General features: G+C 65.5%; 14 protein-coding genes and 1 pseudogene. 12 read left to right on the top strand and 3 right to left on the bottom strand.

Going from position 1 to position 19,656, the window contains the following annotated elements; translation table 11 throughout:
• Positions 1-59 precede the first annotated feature (59 nt).
• From ACVIJ6_RS33020 to ACVIJ6_RS33010, 3 genes are all read right to left on the bottom strand, one after another.
• A complete protein-coding gene (locus tag ACVIJ6_RS33020; protein ID WP_456776138.1) occupies positions 60-1,337 on the bottom strand; it encodes an MFS transporter in 1,278 nt (425 codons plus the stop codon).
• Between the two features lie 87 nt (positions 1,338-1,424).
• Positions 1,425-2,612 (bottom strand): acetyl-CoA C-acyltransferase, encoded by a 1,188-nt coding sequence (locus tag ACVIJ6_RS33015; RefSeq protein WP_456776137.1) that lies wholly within the window; start codon positions 2,610-2,612, stop codon positions 1,425-1,427.
• A gap of 140 nt (positions 2,613-2,752) precedes the next feature.
• Positions 2,753-3,523 carry an enoyl-CoA hydratase gene (locus tag ACVIJ6_RS33010; RefSeq protein WP_456776136.1) on the bottom strand — a complete coding sequence of 257 codons (771 nt, stop codon included), beginning with the start codon at positions 3,521-3,523 and terminating at the stop codon, positions 2,753-2,755.
• 147 nt (positions 3,524-3,670) lie between these two features.
• Between ACVIJ6_RS33010 and ACVIJ6_RS33005 the strand changes: the two genes are divergently transcribed.
• The 12 genes and pseudogenes from ACVIJ6_RS33005 (at position 3,671) to ACVIJ6_RS32950 (ending at position 19,500) form a co-directional block, all read left to right on the top strand.
• Positions 3,671-4,327, top strand: a complete 657-nt coding sequence (locus ACVIJ6_RS33005) for a TetR/AcrR family transcriptional regulator (protein ID WP_456776135.1) — start codon at positions 3,671-3,673, stop codon at positions 4,325-4,327.
• A gap of 179 nt (positions 4,328-4,506) precedes the next feature.
• Entirely contained in the window at positions 4,507-6,003 is a 1,497-nt protein-coding gene (locus tag ACVIJ6_RS33000) for a CoA-acylating methylmalonate-semialdehyde dehydrogenase (RefSeq protein WP_009027964.1), read from the top strand.
• 186 nt (positions 6,004-6,189) lie between these two features.
• Entirely contained in the window at positions 6,190-7,335 is a 1,146-nt protein-coding gene (locus ACVIJ6_RS32995) for an isobutyryl-CoA dehydrogenase (RefSeq protein WP_456776134.1), read from the top strand.
• Entirely contained in the window at positions 7,332-8,408 is a 1,077-nt protein-coding gene (locus ACVIJ6_RS32990) for an enoyl-CoA hydratase/isomerase family protein (protein ID WP_456776133.1), read from the top strand. The genes ACVIJ6_RS32995 and ACVIJ6_RS32990 overlap by 4 nt, the downstream gene beginning before the upstream one ends.
• Positions 8,409-8,418: 10 nt before the next feature.
• Positions 8,419-9,327: pseudogene (gene mmsB / locus ACVIJ6_RS32985) on the top strand (3-hydroxyisobutyrate dehydrogenase); the annotation flags it as partial.
• On the top strand, positions 9,327-11,057 hold the full coding sequence (locus tag ACVIJ6_RS32980) for an AMP-binding protein (protein WP_456776132.1): 1,731 nt from the start codon (positions 9,327-9,329) through the stop codon (positions 11,055-11,057). The pseudogene mmsB and the gene ACVIJ6_RS32980, both read left to right, overlap by 1 nt.
• Before the next feature lie 235 nt (positions 11,058-11,292).
• Positions 11,293-11,772, top strand: a complete 480-nt coding sequence (locus ACVIJ6_RS32975) for a MaoC family dehydratase (protein ID WP_456776131.1) — start codon at positions 11,293-11,295, stop codon at positions 11,770-11,772.
• A 133-nt stretch (positions 11,773-11,905) separates the two neighbouring features.
• The gene (locus ACVIJ6_RS32970) at positions 11,906-12,823 is read left to right on the top strand and encodes an SDR family NAD(P)-dependent oxidoreductase (RefSeq protein ID WP_456776130.1); all 918 of its coding nucleotides are present in this window, start codon (positions 11,906-11,908) and stop codon (positions 12,821-12,823) included.
• 194 nt (positions 12,824-13,017) lie between these two features.
• On the top strand, positions 13,018-14,256 hold the full coding sequence (locus ACVIJ6_RS32965; RefSeq protein WP_456776129.1) for an NAD(P)/FAD-dependent oxidoreductase: 1,239 nt from the start codon (positions 13,018-13,020) through the stop codon (positions 14,254-14,256).
• A 152-nt stretch (positions 14,257-14,408) separates the two neighbouring features.
• Positions 14,409-14,768, top strand: a complete 360-nt coding sequence (locus ACVIJ6_RS32960) for a BlaI/MecI/CopY family transcriptional regulator (RefSeq protein ID WP_041750699.1) — start codon at positions 14,409-14,411, stop codon at positions 14,766-14,768.
• The gene (locus tag ACVIJ6_RS32955; RefSeq protein WP_456776128.1) at positions 14,768-18,136 is read left to right on the top strand and encodes a DUF3471 domain-containing protein; all 3,369 of its coding nucleotides are present in this window, start codon (positions 14,768-14,770) and stop codon (positions 18,134-18,136) included. The genes ACVIJ6_RS32960 and ACVIJ6_RS32955 overlap by 1 nt, the downstream gene beginning before the upstream one ends.
• Before the next feature lie 347 nt (positions 18,137-18,483).
• Complete coding sequence (locus ACVIJ6_RS32950) at positions 18,484-19,500, top strand: hypothetical protein (RefSeq protein WP_456776127.1); 1,017 nt, start codon at positions 18,484-18,486, stop codon at positions 19,498-19,500.
• Positions 19,501-19,656 lie beyond the last annotated feature (156 nt).

Raw genomic sequence — 19,656 nt, 5'->3', positions numbered from 1 at the left:
GGTGGCCGAATCGAGGTCGGCGGATCCATCTCCTACTCGCTACTCGCTACTCGCCCGTTTCACGCGGGCTTCGGTTGTTGCGCGATCGCCAGCGCGAGCAGCGCCGCCAGGACGCAGAGCGCGCCTGCGGTGAAGAAGGCCGGCAGATAGCTCTGCAGCAGGGTGCGTGACAGGCCGGCGCCGAACGCGGCGGTCCCCGCGCCGAGCTGATGTCCAGTGAACACCCAGCCGAACACCAGGTTGGCCCGCTCCGCGCCGAAGCGCTGCGCCGTCAGCCGCACTGTCGGCGGCACGGTGGCAATCCAGTCGAGGCCGTAGAACATCGCGAACAGCGACAGGCCATAGAACGAGAAATCCGTGAACGGCAGGAAGAGGAGCGAAAGCCCACGCAGGCCGTAGTACCAGAACAGCAGCCAGCGATTGTCGTAGCGGTCCGACAGCCAGCCCGACACGATCGTGCCGAAGAAGTCGAAGATCCCCATCGCGGCGAGCAGGCTCGCAGCCTGCACCTGCGGGATGCCGAAGTCGAGGCACATCGGGATCAGATGCACCTGGATGAGGCCGTTGGTCGAGGCGCCGCAGATGAAGAAGGTCGCGAACAGCATCCAGAACACCGGCACACGCGCTGCATCGCGCAGGGTGCCGAGCGCGACGGCAAGAATCGGCGTGGTGACCGGCGCGGGCGCGGTGATCGGCTCGCTGCCCTTGTCGCCGAACGGGCGCAGGCCGAGATCGCTCGGCCGGTCGCGCATCAGGAGCAGCACGGCGGTCGCCGAGACGCCCAGCGCGGCGCAGACCAGCGCGAGCGCCACGCGCCAGCCGAGCCGCTCGGTGAGGCTGGCGAGCAGCGGCAGGAACACCAGCTGTCCGGTGGCCACGCTCGCGGTGAGGATGCCGACCACGAGGCCGCGACGCGCCACGAACCACCGCGTGGCGATGGTCGCGCCGAGCACCATCGCCGTCATGCCGGTGCCGATGCCGATCACGACGCCCCACAGCAGCACGAGGTGCCAGATCTGCGTCATCGCCAGCGACGCCAGCAGCGCCGACACCACGATCAACTGGGCCAGCAAGGTGATGTTGCGCAGCCCGTAGCGGTTGAGCAGGGCTGCGGTGAACGGTGCCATCAGCCCGAACAGCACGAAGCGGATGGACAGCGCAGAGGAGATCTCGGCGGTGCTCCAGCCGAATTCCTGCTGCAGCGGCACGATGAACACGCCGGGCGCGCCGACCGTGCCCGCCGTGACCAGAGCCGTGAAGAAGGTCACGGCGACCATGACCCATCCGTAGTGGATGTTGCGCCGTTCAAGGGCTGCTGCAAGCTGGTTCGATATCATGCGGGGCCTCGCCAGTGTATGTCACCCCGCCATTTCTGGCAGGCGGCGCGGGTGACATAAACGACGAAGTTCCCTCATTTCACGACATCACGGGCGCTCCACCGCGATTGCGGTCGCCTCACCGCCGCCGATGCACAGCGCGGCCACGCCGCGCTTGAGGCCGCGGGCCTGCATCGCATGCAGCAGCGTCACGATCAGACGCGCGCCGGTCGCGCCGATCGGATGGCCGAGCGCGCAGGCGCCGCCATTGACGTTCAGACGGTCGCGGGGGATGCCGAGATCGCGCTGCGCTGCCATCGCGACGACGGCAAAGGCCTCATTGATCTCGAACAGATCGACGTCCTCGGCGCGCCAGCCGACCTTGTCGAGCAGCTTCCGGATCGCGGGGATCGGCGCCGTCGTGAACCATTGCGGCTCCTGGCTGTGCGTCGCATGACCCTTGATCTCGGCGATGACAGGCAGTCCATCGCGCTCGGCACGTGATCGCCTCGCCAGCACGAGCGCCGCGGCGCCGTCGGCATTGGCGGAGGAGGCCGCTGGGGTGATCGTTCCATCCTTACGGAACGCCGGCTTCAGCGTCGGGATTTTCGCCGGATCGACCTTGAGCGGGTGTTCGTCATTGGCGATCAGGCGAGGGCCGGCTTTCTCCGTCAGGGTGATCGGTGCGATCTCGGCCTTGAAGGCGCCGCTCTCGACGGCCTGGCGCGCCCGCGTCAGGGTCTCGATCGCATAGGCGTCCTGATCGGCGCGGCTGAACTGGTAGGCTTCTGCCGTCGCCTCACCGAAATCGCCCATCGAGCGCCCGGACTCGTAGGCGTCCTCGAGTCCGTCCAGCATCATGTGGTCGAGGATGCGATCGTGCCCAGCGCGATAGCCGCTGCGGGCCTTCGTCAGCAGATAGGGAGCGTTGCTCATGCTCTCCATGCCTCCGGATACCACGATCTCGGCGGAGCCGGCCGTGATGATGTCGTGCGCCAGCATGGTCGCCTTCATGCCGGAGCCGCAGACCTTGTTGATCGTCGTGGCGCCCGTCGCATCCGGCAGGCCGGCGCCGCGCGCCGCCTGTCGCGCCGGAGCCTGGCCCTGGCCGGCCGGCAGGACGTTGCCCATGAAGACCTCGTGGACCGCGTCGGGCGCAACGGTCGCGCGTTCGAGCGCGGCTCGGATCACATGCGCGCCGAGCTTGTGCGCGCTCAGCGGCGACAATTCACCGATGAAGCGGCCGAGCGGGGTGCGAGCGGCAGACAGGATCACGACGGGATCGGACGAGGCCATGACAGGTTCCCTGGATTGAATATGATGATCATAATATAATAGTGCATCCCAAAAGCAAATCCCGGCCAGCTCGGCTCAACGGTGTCGTGATGACGGAGCGAGATGGTCGCGGATCGCGGCGCGGAACCTGGACAAACTTGCTATCGCTTGCGGTCGATGAAGCCTTGCATCAGCCGCTTCGGCTCGTCGGTGAGGAACGCGCGTCCGAAGGCGCCGACCGACAGCTCGATCGCTTCCTTCAACGGCAGATCCTCCCATTGCCGCAGCAGGGCCTTCTGCGCCCGGAGCGCGTGCGGGCCGCAGGCGAGCAGCGACGCCACGGCCTTTTCTACCGCCGCATCCAATTTTCCTGCCAGCGCCACGGCATCGACGAGACCCCAGGCGAGCGCGGTCGGCGCATCGACCGTTTCGGCCGTCAGCAGCAGCCAGCGGGTGCGGCCCCAGCCAATCAGCCGCGGCAGCAGCGCGGCATGAATCACCGAGGGAATGCCGACGCGTACTTCTGGCATGCCGAATTTTGCATCATGTGCTGCAACGCGGAGATCGCAGGCGGCAGCCACCTCCAGCCCGCCGCCCAGGCACCAGCCGGGTATCCGTGCGATCACGGGGGCCGGAAATGTTCTCACCGCATCGCAAAGTTCGGCGAGGCGCGTGATGAAAGCTTCCGCGGAGGCCTGGTCGAGCGTCGCCATCTCCTTGATGTCGGCGCCCCCGATCATGCTCTTCTCGCTTGCTCCGGCGAGGATGAGGACGCGAATGCTCTCGTCGGCAGCGAGCGACTGCAGACCTTCTTTGATGCCAACGATTGCACCTGAGCCGAGAATGTTGAGCGTCCCGGCGTTGCAGATCGTCAGCCGGGCGACGCCACGGCTGTCGCGGCTGACGCCACAGTATAGATTGAGCATGTCCATGGCAGGCCTCGTCAGGTTGTCGCGTGCATGAGTTGCGCCGAACCTGAATGGTCTCAAAGCTTAGATCAACTCGAATTCATCAAATAGCTGCGGCGATCCGGGCGCGGAGCTGCTATTGTATGACCGCAGACATTCAATGGGACGGCTATGCGGTACTCTCCGGAACATAAGGCGGAAACCCACGCGCGAATCGTACGCAAGGCGTCGGTGCGGCTGCGCGAGAAGGGGGCTCATGGGGTCGGCGTCGCCGACCTGATGAAGGAAGCGGGGCTGACACATGGCGGATTCTACGCGCATTTCGAATCGCGCGATGCGCTTGTCGTCGAAGCGTTTGGTTATGCCATCGACCGCTCGGTGGCGCGTTGGCGCAAGCTGCTGGACGAACTGCCGCCGCAAAAGCGGGTCGCTGCGATCGTCGACGGTTACCTTTCGCGGCAGCATCGCGATGACCTCGGCCACGGCTGCGCGGTTCCCGCGCTTGGCGCCGAGATCGCGCGCGAGAGCGCCAAGACCCGCAAGGCGTTTGCGGCGAAGCAGGAGGATCTGATCCAGCTGTTCGCCGAATACATCGTTGATGTGCCGCCCAAGATCGCCCGAAAGCGGGCGTCGGCGATGCTCGCGACCCTGATGGGGACGTTGGTCATGGCACGGGTGACCGGCAGTGGGGATGCGTCCGACGAGATTCTCGGCGCAGGCCGCGAGGCGGCTCTTGCCATCGCCACAGGACTCGGTCCGGCGGGCAAGACGTCGGCACGCCCGGCGGCGAAGCCGCGCGTGAGCAAGGCGTCCACCGCCAAAGGCTGACCCTTGGGTCCGCGGGCCTCACCGCAAGGTCGTCGGGACCGATAAGGGGAGCGGGTTTGACCGCGACGGAGGGGCGGCAATTTCGCAGCGCCGATCAGCGCTTAGACCCTTCCCAAACGCCGCAAAGACTGCAAGATGCCGGCCAAATCGGCACTGCTTACCCCTGCGGAGGATACCCCATGCGTTCGATCGGTCATTTCATTGGCGGCAAAGAGGTCAAGGGCACGTCTGGTCGGACTGCCGATGTCTTTGAGCCGATGACCGGCGACGTTCAGGCCAAGGTCGCGCTGGCGTCGCGGGCCGAATTGCGGGCGGCTGTGGAAAATGCCAAGGCGGCCCAGCCGGCCTGGGCCGCGACCAATCCGCAGCGCCGGGCGCGGGTGATGATGAAGTTTCTGGAACTCGCCCAGCGCGACTACGACCAGCTCGCCGAGCTGCTCGCCCGCGAGCACGGCAAGACCGTTCCGGATGCCAAGGGCGACATCCAGCGCGGCCTCGAAGTGGTCGAGTTCGCCTGCGGCATCCCGCATTTGATGAAGGGCGAGTACACCGAAGGCGCCGGCCCCGGTATCGACATCTATTCGATGCGCCAGCCGCTCGGTGTCGTTGCCGGCATCACGCCGTTCAATTTCCCGGCGATGATTCCGATGTGGAAATTCGCTCCCGCCATCGCCTGCGGTAACGCCTTCATCCTCAAGCCGTCGGAGCGCGATCCGGGCGTGCCGATGAAGCTCGCCGAGCTGATGATCGAGGCGGGCCTGCCGGCCGGCATCCTCAACGTCGTCAACGGCGACAAGGAGGCAGTCGACGCCATCCTGGAGGATCCGGACATCATGGCGGTGGGCTTCGTCGGTTCGTCGCCGATCGCGCAGTACATCTATGAGCGCGCGGCCGCCCACGGCAAGCGCTGCCAGTGCTTCGGCGGCGCCAAGAACCACGCCATCGTGATGCCCGACGCCGACCTCGACCAAGCCGTCGATGCGCTGATCGGCGCCGGCTACGGCTCGGCCGGCGAGCGCTGCATGGCGGTGTCGGTGGCGGTGCCCGTCGGCAAGACCACCGCCGACCGGCTGATGGAGAAGCTGATCCCGCGCGTCGAGTCCCTGAAGATCGGCACCTCGATCGATCCGTCGGCCGATTACGGCCCGCTGGTCACCCGCGAGGCGGTCGAGCGCGTGAAGAACTACGTCGACATCGGCGTCAAGGAAGGCGCGACGCTGGCCGTCGACGGCCGCGGCTTCAAGATGCAGGGCTACGAGAACGGCTTCTACATGGGCGGCTGCCTGTTCGACAACGTCACCAAGGACATGCGGATCTACAAGGAAGAGATCTTCGGTCCCGTTCTGTCGGTCGTCCGCGCCAAGGACTATGCCGAGGCGCTGGCGCTGCCGTCGGAGCATGATTACGGCAACGGCGTTGCCATCTTCACCCGCGATGGCGACGCGGCGCGCGACTTCGCCGCCAAGGTCAATGTCGGCATGGTCGGGATCAACGTGCCGATCCCGGTTCCGATCGCCTACTACACGTTCGGCGGCTGGAAGAAGTCCGGCTTCGGCGATCTCAACCAGCACGGCCCGGATTCGATCCGCTTCTACACCAAGACCAAGACGGTGACCTCGCGCTGGCCGTCCGGCGTCAAGGAAGGCGCGGAGTTCTCGATCCCGCTGATGAAGTGATGCCAAGTGGGAGCCCGTGAGGGCTCCCACTTCGTCGTTGTCGGCCGTCATTGCGAGGAGCGAAGCGACGAAGCAATCCAGGTTGCCTCCGCGGAAAGACTCTGGATTGCTTCGCTTCGCTCGCAATGACGGAGTGTGAAGAAGCGCCACGGCCAAGACAACAAACCAGGGAAACGCGGAGAACGGATGCATTTCGCTCTCGACGAGGATCAGATCGCGGTGCGCGACATGGCGCGTGCCTTCGCGGCCGAGAAGATCGCCCCGTATGCACTGCGCTGGGACGAGGAGAAGCACTTTCCCGTTGACGTGATGCGCGAGGCGGCCGTGCTCGGCATGGGCGGCATCTACATCCGCGACGATGTCGGCGGCTCCGGCCTGACCCGTCTCGACGCGGCGCTGATCTTCGAGGCCCTGGCGACCGGCTGCCCGACGGTCTCGGCCTTCATCTCGATCCACAACATGGCGTCGTGGATGATCGACACCTTCGGCACGGAGGCGCAGCGCCAGGCCTATCTGCCGAAGCTTTGCGCCATGGATCTGATCGCGAGCTATTGCCTGACCGAGCCGGGCGCCGGCTCGGACGCCGCCGCGCTGCGCACCCGCGCGGTGCGCGACGGCGACGACTACGTCCTCAACGGCCAGAAGCAGTTCATCTCCGGCGCCGGCGCGACCGACATTCTCGTCGCGATGGTGCGCACCGGCGCGGATGGTCCCGGTGGCATCTCGACCCTGGTGATCGATGCGAAGACCCCGGGCGTGTCGTTCGGCGCCAATGAGCGCAAGATGGGCTGGAACGCGCAGCCGACCCGCGCCGTGATCTTCGAGAATGCGCGCGTGCCCGTCGCTAACCGGCTCGGCGAGGAAGGCATCGGCTTCAAGATCGCGATGGCCGGCCTCGACGGCGGTCGGCTCAACATCGCGGCGTGCTCGCTCGGCGGCGCGCAGAGCGCGCTCGACAAGACCCTCGCTTACACGAAAGAGCGCAAGGCATTCGGCAAGCGGCTCGACGAATTCCAGGCGCTGCAGTTTCGCATCGCCGACATGGCAATCGAGTTGGAAGCGGCTCGCACCTTCGTCTGGCGTGCCGCCGCCGCGCTCGACCGCAAGGATGCCGATGCCACCATGCTGTGCGCGATGGCCAAGCGCTTCGGCACCGATGTCGGCTTCGAGGTCGCCAACCAGGCGCTGCAGCTGCATGGCGGCTACGGCTATCTGAGCGAATACGGCATTGAGAAGATCGTGCGCGATCTGCGCGTGCACCAGATCCTCGAAGGGACCAACGAGATCATGCGCCTGATCGTATCCCGCAAGCTGATCGAGGGCGCGCGATGAGCGAGGTGGTCGAAGGCGATCTGATCGTCCGCCGTGAGGGCTCGGCCGGCATCATCCGGCTCAATCGTCCCAGGGCGATCAATGCGATGACCTTGGAGATGTCGATGGGCATCGACGCCGCGCTGGATCGGTTCGAGGCTGATCCGGCGGTGGCCGTGGTGGTGCTCGAAGGCGCCGGCGAGCGTGGGCTCTGCGCCGGCGGCGACATCCGCGGGCTCTATGAGAGCTCGAAGGTGAATGGTGACCTGGGCAAGGTGTTCTGGCGCCAGGAATACATCATGAACGCGCGCATCGCGGCGTTCGGCAAGCCCTATATCGCTTATATGGACGGGCTGGTGATGGGCGGCGGCGTCGGATTGTCGGCGCATGGCCGGCATCGTATCGTGACCGAGAAGACCAAGCTCGCGATGCCCGAAGTCGGGCTCGGCTTCTTCCCAGATGTCGGCGGCACCTGGCTGTTGTCGCGCGCCCCCGGCGAGCTCGGCGCCTATTTCGGCCTGACCGGACAGACGATGAATGGGTCGGACGCGATTCATGCCCGCTTTGCCGATGCGGTGGTGCCGACCGAGAGATGGCCGGCGCTGCGCGAGGTTCTGACAAAGGTCCGGCCGGGGGTGTTGTCCCTCGAGATTGACCAACTCATTGCGGGTTTTGCCACCGGCGAGACCGCCGGGCCGGTGGCCGCGCAGCAGGCTGATATCGATGCATGGTTCGCCCACGATAGCATGCATGACATCTTCACGTCGCTGCAAGCCGATGGTTCGGAGCTGGCGCTGGCCACCCTGAAGACGCTGAAGGAGAAGTCGCCGCGCGGCATGGTGGTGACGTTGAAGCTGCTGCGGCTGGCGCGCAAGGCGACATCGCTGCAGGAATGCCTGGTGTGTGAGTATCGTGCGGCGCTCGAAGTGTTCCGCAGCGACGATTTCCGCGAAGGCGTCCGCGCCGCGATCATCGACAAGGACCGCAATCCCAGCTGGTCGCCGCCGAATGTCGATCAGGTCACGCCGGAGATGCTGGAACGCTACCTTGCCGAGATCGGCGCCGACGAGCTGACATTTCCGCAAACGAGATAACAAGCAGGTCGAGGGGAGACAACGAACCATGGCAACGATCGCATTCATCGGCCTCGGCAACATGGGTGGTCCGATGGCCGCCAACCTCGTCAAGGCCGGCCACAAGGTGGTCGCGTTTGATCTGGTCGAGGCGTCCAGGGCGCAGGCCAAGACCGATGGCGCCGAGATCGCCGACAGCGCTTTGGTTGCGGTGAAGGGGGCAGACGCCGTGGTCACCATGCTGCCGGCTGGCAAGCATGTGCTGGCGGTCTGGAACGAGGTGGTGCCGGCCATGGCCAAGGGGGCGCTGATCATCGATTCCTCGACCATCGATGTCGAGAGCGCGCGCGCCGCGCATGCGCTCGCCGCCAAGCATGGCATCGCTGCCATCGACGCGCCGGTGTCCGGCGGCACCGGCGGCGCCAAGGCCGCGACGCTCACCTTCATGTGTGGCGGCGAGGAGGGAGCTTTCGCCGCGGCCAAGCCGATCCTGGAGAAGATGGGCAAGAAGATTGTCCATTGTGGCGGTGCCGGCGCGGGGCAGGCGGCCAAGATCTGCAACAACATGATCCTCGGCATCTCGATGATCGCGGTCAGCGAGGCCTTTGCGCTCGGCGAAAAGCTCGGCCTGTCGCATCAGGCGCTGTTCGACGTCGCCTCGACCTCGTCGGGCCAGTGCTGGTCGTTGACATCCTATTGTCCGGTGCCCGGTCCGGTGCCGGCCTCGCCCGCCAACAACGACTACAAGCCGGGCTTTGCGACCGCGCTGATGCTGAAGGATCTCACGCTGTCGCAGGACGCCGCCAAGGCGGCGGGTGCGGTGACGCCGCTCGGCCAGCATGCGCAGGACATCTACAAGACGTTCGAGGCCGCCGGCCATGGTGGCGTCGATTTCTCCGGGATCATTCAGCACGTCCGCAAGCTCGCCGGGACCCCCTGATGACGACATTCAAGGACGCACGCGCGTTTCTGCTGGCACATCGCACCGATTATGATGCGGCCGTGAAGGGCTTTCGCTGGCCCGATCCGGTCCCGTTCAACTGGGCGCTCGACTGGTTCGATGCCGAGCTCGCATCCGATCCGGAAAGCCGCGAGCGGACCGCGCTGTGGATCTTCGATGCGGCGCAGGACCGCCAGACCAAGCTGTCCTTTGCCGCGCTGTCGCGCCGCTCCAGCCAGGTCGCCAACTTCCTGCGGGCGCAGGGCCTGCAGCGCGGTGATCATCTGCTGCTGCTGCTCGGCAATGTCGTGCCGCTGTGGGAGACGATGCTCGCAGCGATGAAGCTCGGCGTCGTCGTGATCCCCGCGACGACGCTTCTGACCACCGACGAGCTGCGCGACCGGCTGGAGCGCGGCCGCGCCAAGGCCGTCGTCGCCGCGCAGGATCAGGTCGCGAAGTTCGCCGATCTCGGTGCCGGAGATCTGGTCCGAATCGTGGTCGGCGCGCCGACCACGCCGGCGGGCTGGCTGCCGTTCGAGCAGGCCGCTGCGGCGGACGAGACGTTCACGCCGGATGGGCCGACGCAGCCGGACGATCCGATGCTGCTATATTTCACCTCGGGCACCACGGCCAAGCCGAAGCTGGTGCGGCACAGCCACCGTAGCTATCCGGTCGGCCATCTTTCGACGATGTACTGGCTCGGCCTGCAGCCGGGCGACGTCCATCTCAACATCTCGTCGCCGGGCTGGGCCAAGCACGCCTGGAGCTGCTTCTTCTCGCCGTGGAATGCCGGCGCGACCGTGTTCGTGGTCAACCAGCCGCGCTTTGACGCCAAGGGGCTGCTCGCGATCATTCGCCGCTGTGGCGTGACGACGCTGTGCGCGCCGCCCACGGTGTGGCGGCTGTTCATCCAGGAGCATCTCGCCGATTTCAAGGTGAGCCTGCGCGAGGCCTGCGGCGCCGGCGAGCCGCTCAATCCGGAAGTGATCGACCAGGTCCGTGCGGCCTGGGGGCTCACCATCCGCGACGGCTACGGCCAGACCGAGACCGCCGCGATCGTCGGCAACTCGCCGGGCCAGACGCTGAAGATCGGTTCGATGGGCCGGCCGCTGCCGGGCTACCGCGTCGAGGTCGCGGATATCGACGGCAATCCGGCGAGCGAGGGCGAGATCACCTTGGCGCTCACGGGAGAGCGACCGGCCGGGCTGATGCAGGGCTATCAGGGCGATGACGGCAAACTGTCGGGGGCCGACGGCGCGCGCTATCGCACCGGCGACGTCGTGTTCCGGGACGAGGAGGGCTATCTCACCTTCGTCGGCCGCTCCGACGACGTGTTCAAATCATCGGACTATCGGATCTCGCCGTTCGAGCTGGAGAGCGTGCTGCTGGAGCATGAGGCGGTTGCCGAGGCCGCCGTGGTGCCGTCACCGGATCCGATCCGGCTTGCGGTCCCCAAGGCCTATGTGCTGCTGACAGCGGACGCCGAGCGCTCGCGCGAAACGGCGCTGTCGATCTTCGCGCATCTGCAATCGCGACTGGCGCCGTTCAAGCGCATCCGCCGGCTCGAGCTGGTCAGCGAATTGCCGAAGACGATCTCGGGCAAGATCCGCCGCGTTCAATTGCGCCGGCTTGAGCACGAGGACAACCGCACGGATCATCTGCGCGGCACGGAGTTCAAGGAAGAGGATTTCCCGGAGTTGAAGTCTCGGCAAGCCGGCCACGAGGGGTAGGGGACTATTTAGTAAGGCTACAATGACGCCGTGAGTTGGGTTACTCGTCATGCCCGGGCTTGTCCCGCCTGCGCGGCCGAAGCCGCTTCGGCGCGGCGAAGGCCCGGGCATCCACGTCTTGCTGAGCATGCCGGACGACGTGGATGGCCGGGACAAGCCCGGCCATGACGGCGGCAAAGCCGGTGCGTCGCACGACTTCCGGAGCAAGGCGTAGACAAGGCAGGATTAGCAAGGAATGAACAATCAAATCTGGAAGAAGCCGCCGATTTCGTTGGAAGCCTATCAGGCCATGGTGGGGCAGGAGATCGGCGTGTCGTCATGGCACGTGCTCGATCAGAAGCGCATCGACACCTATGCCGACGTGATCGAGGATCATCAGTTCATCCATGTCGATCCCGAGCAGGCCAAGGCGACGCCGTTCGGCACCACCATCGCGCACGGTTTCCTGACGATGTCACTGCTCTCGGTGATGTCCTACGAGGTCATGCCGGCCATCGAGGGCACGGCGATGGGCGTCAATTACGGTTTCGACAAGCTGCGCTTCATCTCGCCGGTGAAATCCGGCAAGCGCGTGCGCGGCCGCTTCGTGCTGGCGGAAGCGACTCTGCGCAAGCCCAAGGAGTTGCAGTCGCGCACCAATGTCACCGTCGAGATCGAGGGCGAGGAGAAACCCGCCCTGGTCGCCGACTGGATCGGACTCATCTATCTCAGCTAACCATCTCTCGTCATCCTCCTCCCGTCATCGCCGGGCTTGACCCGGCGATCCATCAAGACCGAGCATCTTGGGAAGTTGATGGATGCCCGGGTCGAGCCCGGGCATGACGAGCTAACTGACAGGACACAACATCATGGCAATCAGGTTTGACGGACGCGTCGCCATCGTCACCGGCGCAGGCAATGGTCTCGGGCGCGCGCATGCGCTGGGGCTGGCGAGCCGCGGCGCAAAGGTCGTGGTCAATGATTTCGGAGGCGCGCGTGACGGCACCGGCGGCTCGTTGACCGCGGCGGAGACGGTCGTCGAGGAGATCCGCAAGGCCGGCGGCACCGCGATAGCCGACGGCGCCGACGTCTCGAATTTCGAGCAGGTCACCGCGATGGTCGAACGCGCCACCAAGGAATGGGGCAGCGTCGACATCATGTGCGCCAATGCCGGCATCCTCAGAGACAAATCGTTCGGCAAGATGGAGGTCGCCGATTTCGCCAAGGTGCTGGACGTGCATCTCGTCGGTACCTTCTATTGCTGCAAGGCGGTGTGGAACGGCATGCGCGAGCGCAACTACGGCCGCATCGTCATGACGACGTCGTCGTCCGGCCTGTTCGGTAATTTCGGCCAGGCTAATTACGGCGCCGCGAAGTCGGGCATGGTCGGGTTGATGAACGTCCTGGCGGAGGAGGGCCGCAAGACCAACATCCGCGTCAACATCATCTCGCCGACGGCCGCCACGCGCATGACCGAGGAACTGCTGCCGCCGCAGGCGCTGCAGCTGATGAAGCCGGAGGCGATCACGCCCGCAGTGGAATATCTGCTCAGCGAGGATGCCCCGACCCGCACCATCATGGGCGCCGGTGCGGGCTCCTTTGCGGTGATCAAGATCCTGGAGACCGAGGGCATCAACCTGCCGCCGGAGGAGTGGACGCCGGACGCGATCGCCGCGCACTTTGCCGAGATCAGCGACATGTCGAAGGCGCGCGCCCTGCAGGGCGCATTCGAGCAGACGCAGAAATATGTCGGCCAGGCCGCAGCGCGGCTCGGGATCAAGCTGTAAGGCGATATGTCCGCCCAACCCTCCACCGTCATGGCCGGGCTTGCCCCGGCCATCCACGTCTTTGGCACCGCATGCGCGGTGAGGCGTGGATGCCCGGGCCTTCGCCGCGCCGAAGCGGCTTCGGCCGCGCAGGCGGGACAATCCCGGGCATGACGACCTGTTGTATGGCGGCCTGCTCGGCCTAGATTGGCGCCATGTCACCTTCAAACCAAGTCGCCATCATCGGCGCCGGCCCCGCAGGGCTGATGGCGGCCGAGGTGCTGGCCAAGGGCGGCGCGGCCGTCACCGTCTACGACGCGATGCCATCGGTCGCGCGCAAGTTTCTGATGGCCGGCCGCGGCGGGCTCAATCTCACCCACAGCGAGGAGCTGCCCGCATTCCTGTCGCGCTACCGCGACGCCTCGTCCTGGCTGGAGCCGGCGATCCGCGCCTTCCCCCCGCAGCGGCTGCGCGCGTGGTGCGAGGCGCTGGGCGAGCCGACGTTCGTCGGGTCCTCGGGCCGGGTGTTTCCGGTTGCGATGAAGGCCTCGCCGCTGCTGCGGGCCTGGCTCCGCCGTCTCGCCGGGCAAGGCGTGCGCTTCGAACTGCGCCATCGCTGGACCGGATGGGACGATGGTCGCCTGTGCTTAGCGACGCCCGATGGACCACGCGCGGTCGCGGCCGACGCCACCGTGCTCGCGCTCGGTGGCGCCAGTTGGCCGCGGCTCGGCTCCGACGGCGGCTGGGTATCGATCCTCGCCGCCCAGGGCGTCACCATCGCGCCGCTGCGGCCAGCCAATTGCGGCTTCAGCGTCGCGTGGTCCGACATCTTTCGCGACCGGTTCGAGGGCCAGCCGTTGAAGGGCATTGCGTTGTCGTTCGGCGAACGCATTGTGCGCGGGGAGGCGGTGGTGACGCGCGACGGCATCGAAGGCGGCGCCGTCTATGCGCTCTCGGCTGAGATGCGCGAGTCGCTCGCGCGGACGGGCGAGGCGATCCTGCACATCGCGCTGCGGCCTGATCTCGCGACCGCGGACCTGATCAGCCGCATGTCGGCGCCGCGCGGCAAGCAGTCATTCTCGAACCTGCTGCGCAAGGCGCTGCACCTGTCGCCGGTCGCGATCGGCCTGCTGCAGGAGACCGCGAAGGCGCAAGGTCTCGCGCTGGCGTCGCTGCCGCCGGACCGGATCGCGGCCCTGATCAACAGAGTGCCGATCCGTCTGACCGGCACCACCGGACTCGCACGCGCGATCTCCAGCGCTGGCGGTATCGCGCGCAGCGAGGTCGATGCCGACTTCATGCTCAGGCGGCGGCCGGGTGTGTTTGTCGCCGGCGAAATGCTGGATTGGGAGGCGCCGACCGGCGGATATCTCCTGCAGGCTTCGTTCGCGACAGGTGCAGCAGCCGCAAAGGGGGTGCTGACATGGCTGCACGGAGCCGGTCATACTGACTGATCGGGCCACCGTCGCGGAGCACGCATCTCCAGAAAAAGACCGGTGCTTGGCCCTAATCCAAGCATAATCGAAGCCTACTTGCTGACCGTTACAACTTGTCATGCGCGGGAGGCGCACCGAGGGAGACGCGCGTGCAGTCAGAGCTACCGGACATGAGTGATCTGGAACGGGACGTCATGAAGCTCGTCTGGCTCAGACAGCCCGTCACGGCTGAGATGGTCCGCGAGCTCCTCGATCGTGACCTGAAGGATTCGACCGTCCGGACCTTGCTGCGGCGTCTCGAAGAGAAGGGATATGTGTCCCACAGGATCGAAGGCCGGACTTATTTGTACAGCGCGAGTCGTCCGCCTGAGGCCGTCGCGGCGAACGCCGTCAACAAGATCGTCAATTGGTTCTGTCGCGGCTCCGTCGAGGAGCTCCTGGTCGGCATGATCGACGAGAAGCTCATCGATAAGCGCCAGTTGAAGGCGTTCGCTGACAGGATTGCGAGGAGCAAGTCGGGAGAGCGTTGATGGACTTGCTGCTGGAGGCCGCACTGCGATCGTTTGGCCTCGGGGCGGCAGTCTGGATCGGTCTGCGGCTGGTCAGAGTCGTCAATCCGCGAATCGAGTTGCGGGTGTGGGTCTGCGTGATGCTGGCCTCGACCGCGATGCCTGCGCTGGTCGGGTCGAGTCTGGTCACCCTCACGCTGCACGAAGATCCTCCCGCGGCAGCGATCCCGCTTCCAGGCGCGCCGGACGAGCCGCCGATGGCTCGTGGCGCGCGATCGGGTCCGGACGGCGCCGCGCGCGTTGCCCCGGCTGTCGATCAAGGCTCTTCGGCTCACGAAGTCGGCGGGGCCGAGGCCAACAGCCATGCGGTTGCCGCGACGTCCTCGTCGTCTGCCGCGCCCGGCGCCGGTACGCGACTCCCGGATTGGCGTCCGAACTGGCGCGGACTGGTGTTCTACCTCTATGTCACGGTGACCGCCGTGCTGCTGTTGCGGATCAGTCTGGGCATTCTGTTCGCGGTCAGGCTGTGGCGTTCGGCGGAGGTCGTTCACGAGCCGCTTGCTGGTGGCGACGTGCGTGTCAGCCCCGCCGTCAGATCGCCGGTGACGTTTGCCGGCAGCGTCCTGCTGCCTTTGGAATACCGCGACTGGGAGCCCGTCAAACTAATTGCGGTGCTCGGGCACGAACATTCCCATGTCCGTCATCTGGATTTTTACACGCTGCTGTTCGCGACCTTGCACCGCGCAGTGTTCTGGATCAATCCGCTCGCCTGGTATCTCTGCTACAGGGTCGCAGCTTTGGCAGAGATGCGAAGCGACGACGAGGCGATCGAAGGCATCGGCGATCGCCTGGCCTATGCGGAAGTGCTGCTCGGGGTGGCCAGCAACCCGGCGCCGCCACCTCGTGGCATGGTCGCCCTGATGCATGCGATCGTTGCCCAACGGATCGAGCGGATCCTGGACTCCGACTGCGTTTCGGAACGGCCCGCATTGCGCAAACGCATCGCCACCTATGGCGCCTGCTGCACCCTCATTCTGCTGAGTGCAGGCAGGATCGGCTACGGCTATCTGCCGCTGGACGTCAGCTGGGATGAGTTCACGGCGCGCAGGACCTCGGGGGCCGTGCGGGCCGTGATGGTTCCCCCCGAGCAGCTCGACAGCTATGTCGGCTACTATCAGGCCGATCCGGCGGTCCTGCCCGACTTGGTGTTGACCGTGACGCGCGACAAGCAGCATCTGTTCGTGCAGCGTACCGGCCAGAACAAGATCGAAGTGTTGCCGGAGAGCGAGCGCGATTTCTTCTACACTGATCGAAGCTTCGAACTATCCTTCATCGGCAGGGCCGGGGCGCGCGCCATTGCCATGGTGCTGCATCAGAACGGCACGCACATCCGTGCGTCGCGGGTCTCGGCCGACGTCGCACGCCGTGCCGCCGACCTGCTCGAGCAGCGTCTCGTCGAACAGGCGCGCACGCACAGCGCAGCCAGGATTGACCCGGCCGCCTTCGACCGCTTGGTCGGACATTATCGTGAGAATCCGCGGCTCCACCTCGAAATCAGCCGAGAGGGCGATCGGCTGTTCGGCCGGTACAGTGGCAGCCGCAGAATGGAGCTATTTGCCGAAGACGATCTGCACTTCTTCTTCAAGGATATTGATGCACAAATCTCCTTCGTCGCCGATGCGGATGGACACGTCGATGCGCTGACCAGTCACCAGGACGGCCGCCTATGGCCTGCCCAGCGGATAGCCGCACCGGACCGAACCGTGGCCCAGAGCGAGGACGCTACCGCGTCGCGGAATCCGGGTATCGCTCCCGAGAAGGCCGTCATCCTCCGTGAGCCGCGATCGGCCGAGACGATCGCAGGGTTCTACCAAGTCGATTCGTTCAAGATCCTGGTCATTTCCGCAGAGAACGGCAGGAGTTTCGCTCAGCTCGGCTATCAGCCGAAGGTCGAGATCGAAGCAGCCCGCGACGGCTCATATGGCGATGTCGGCATGTCGCTCAGGCTTCGCTTCACGTTGGATGATGCGGGCCAAGTCTCGGGCGCGATGCTCATTCGCAAGGGCAAGACGACGCGGCTGCCGCGCATCAGTGGATTGCCGCAGTTTGCACCGCAGGCCTCTCGGCTCGATGCGCGGCTGTTCGATGCCGAATACGCCGGAAACTATCAGGCGGGATTCGATACTTTGATCCGAATTACCAGAGAGGGAGACCGCCTCCGCGTCGAGAAGCCTGGTCTGGTGACCGGAGATGAGATCGAACCTGTAGCCGATCGGGTGTTCCTGTGCCGAGCGACCGGCAAGCATTTTCTGTTCATTCGGGATCCCTCGGCAAGCGCGCTGAACCTCGTGATCTTCGAGCCGGGTGTCGGTGCGACGCTGGCCACGCGGATCGATGGCGCAACGGCGCGAGAGCTCGAAGTGGAGCATATTCGTCGGACCGCGATGAGGATCGACCGCGTTCTGGCTCAAAGGGCGGCGGCTGGTAGTGAGGAGATTCTGCGCGATACGATCGCGCAGTTGCAGCGCGGCGAGGTCGACTCGACGCAGCTGAAACAGAGATTTCCGCAGGAGCTTCGGGTCAGGCTGCTCAAGGCCAAGCGTGAGCTGCAGGCACTCGGCGCGCTTCAGCAGCTTCGGTTTGCCGGAGTCGCGGCGGACGGGCTGGACGTCTTCGATGCCCAGTTTGCGTGGGGGAGTGCTCGATTCAGAGTGCTCTTGGACGGCGATCGGACCGTGAAGCGGCTGGCCTTTCGCTGGTACGGAGACGACACGCCGGGAGCCTATGTGCCCTGCGGAGCCGAAATCCCCGCCGGCGAGCCCGCCGGAGCGCTGTCGATCGACGTGACCCTGATCAATCACAGCGAAGGACCCGTCAACGCCTACCTGGTCGGGCCGGATGGCGAGCGCAGATTTCAAAGCAGTTTCGAACCGGACACGCGCGGCGAGGTCGCAACGAAACTCGATCGGTCGATCGTCATCACCGACAAGGCCGGCGATTGCATCGGAATCGTTCTTCCTGGCAAGGCGACCCGTGTCACCGAGGTGCGGGGAAGCGAGAGTGGCGCTGTGCTGGGCGCGCCCGTGGTCCATGAGACGCCGGATCCGCAGAGCCAGACGCGGCTGCTGGACTACATGGCCGCAATGCGTGACGGTCGGATCGACGAGAAGATGCTGACCCGGTCGATGGCGCGCAATGGACGCGAGAGGCTCGCCGTTTGGCAGCGCATGTTGACCGATCTCGGCCGGTTCGAGTCGCTTCGCTTTATCGGCGGCGATAGCGCCGTCGGCGATCGGTTCCGCGCGCGCTTCAGCAACGGCGAGCTCGATTGGCGGATCGTCACCGCCGCAGACGGACGCATTTCCGGCCTCGCTGTCGGCGCTGACTAGATCCGGAAAACCGGAAACCGAGATTTCCGAAACGATCATGCCCGAACAAGGGCTGGGATCCAGCAGCTTGTGGCTGCTTCTGGCGCCTGAGCCTCGCGGAACAAGGAGCCATGCCGATCGGTCTGATCAGATTGCGCCTGCTCGCATTCATCGGACTGTTTGTTGAGCGAACAAATGTGGCGTCCGTAGACCAATAACGGCGCCGGCATCGCCACGATCAACTAATTAGTCGTGTCCTAAACGACCATACATCGTCGAATTGCCGTCAATATCGCGACGCATTGCAAGTGTTACATTTTGTAGCGAATAAGGCGTCAACAATCGACCGTCTCGTGGAGAACGTAAAGATGAAGAACCTCAGGATCGTCAGGACAGCTGCGGCTGTGCTGATCGGCATTGGTGTGTCGTCCAATCCAGTATTCGCTGGCAACAATGCGGCTCTAGCGAATCCGCGTGCCAATTTGAAGGCTGCGGCCGCCGTCGATCAGAAGGCCAACAACGCGGTGGCGGCGGCCCAGGCCGCCGGCAAGAAGGCGATGGATACACTCAAGGCCGCCGACAAGACGGCGGCCGTCGCTGCAAAGACCGTGACTCAGGCTGCCACCAAGGCGGCCACCGCTGCAGACAAGCAGACCGCGGCCGCTGCGAAGGCCGCCACCAAGGCGGCGACGGCTGCAGACAAGCAGACGGCGGCCGTCGCGAAGGCCGCCGACAAGGCGGCAGCGGCCAATGCCAACGCCGCCAAGGCCGCAGAGCAGAAGGCGAACGCAGCGAAGGCTGCGGACAAGGCGGCTGCGAAGGCTGCGAAGGAGGCGGCTGAGCAAAAGGCCAAGGCGGCGAAGGCTGCAGAGGCAAAGGCTGCCAAGGCTGCGAAGGAAGCGGCCGAGCAGAAGGCCAAGGCGGCGAAGGCCGCAGAGGCGAAGGCTGCCAAGGCTGCGAAGGAAGCAGCCGAGCAGAAGGCCAAGGCGGCGAAGGCTGCAGAGGCGAAGGCCGCCAAGGCTGCGAAGGAAGCTGCCGAGCAGAAGGCCAAGGCGGCGAAGGCTGCAGAGGCGAAGGCCGCCAAGGCTGCGAAGGAAGCAGCCGAGCAGAAGGCCAAAGCGGCGAAAGCTGCTGAGAAGAAGGCTGCCAAGGCAGCGAAGGAGGCAGCCGAAAAGAAAGCCAAGGCCGCGAAGGCTGCGGAAAAGAAGGCTGCCAAGGCAGCGAAGGAGGCAGCTGAGCAGAAGGCCAAGGCCGCGAAACAGGCCGCGGCGAAGGCGGCCCAGGCCGCTGCCGGGAAGGTGGCGGCACAGGCCAACAATGCGGCCAATAAGGCAGCGGCCAAGACGGCACAAGCTGCTGCCAAAACCGCACAAGCTGCAAAGTAAGCCGGGCCATGTCGACCGTGTAAGCGGCCGCCCTCGGGAGAGAACGACCGTCCGTCAGCGTCGCTCGCCGACGGTCCATCTCGAGGGCGGCAGATCGCCGACGTCGCCTCGGACGTCGACGATAGCCGTTGCGCCTTGATGAGCAGATGCGCCGAA

The organism is Bradyrhizobium sp. USDA 4369, from assembly GCF_054056435.1.
This window is presented reverse-complemented; position numbering and strand designations above follow the sequence as displayed.